2 protein-coding genes are annotated in these 524 nt (G+C 70.6%); both read right to left on the bottom strand.

Features of this window, described 5'->3' with window-relative positions:
* Window positions 1-257, bottom strand: a 257-nt coding sequence (locus tag ASE15_RS04745) for a hypothetical protein (RefSeq protein WP_235534174.1), incomplete at its 3' end; no start/stop codon positions are given.
* Window positions 258-299: 42 nt separating this feature from the next.
* Window positions 300-524: hypothetical protein (locus ASE15_RS21050; RefSeq protein ID WP_235534169.1), on the bottom strand; the 225-nt coding region annotated here is incomplete at both ends.

The following is a 524-nucleotide window of genomic DNA, read 5'->3' as shown; positions in this document are numbered from 1 at the left end:
TCGGTCAGGCCGTTGTAGTTGATCCCCGCGGCGTTCGACAGCCCGCCCTGGGCTCCGCCTGGCTCCGCGGAGCACGGCGTGATCACCGGAGCCCCCTGAGCACCCTCGGCCAGGGCAAGGACGACCTCGACCTGGTAGGTGTGGGTGCCGCCAGCAGCGAGCTCCACCACAGAGGCGATGACGTTCTCCGCCGCGCCCTCAGCCCCGAGACCGGTCCAGGACGGCGAAGCCGTCACACCCTCTGGGGTGGTGGTCACAGCGCCCGAGCGGACCTCGAGGTCGCCGTCAGCGGTCATNNNTCGACCTGGTAGGTGTGGGTGCCGCCAGCAGCGAGCTCCACCACAGAGGCGATGACGTTCTCCGCCGCGCCCTCAGCCCCGAGACCGGTCCAGGACGGCGAAGCCGTCACACCGTCCGGGGCGGTAGTCACAGCGCCCGAGCGGACCTCGAGGTCGCCGTCAGCGGTCATACGGTCGCTCACGTCGTACGTGCCCTGAGCTGCGCCGGTGTTGGTGGCCACGACG

Origin of the sequence: Oerskovia sp. Root22 (assembly GCF_001429135.1) — a bacterium.
Taxonomy (GTDB): domain Bacteria; phylum Actinomycetota; class Actinomycetes; order Actinomycetales; family Cellulomonadaceae; genus Oerskovia; species Oerskovia enterophila.
The sequence above is the reverse complement of the archived record's forward strand: the minus strand, read 5'-3'. Positions and strand labels throughout refer to the sequence as shown.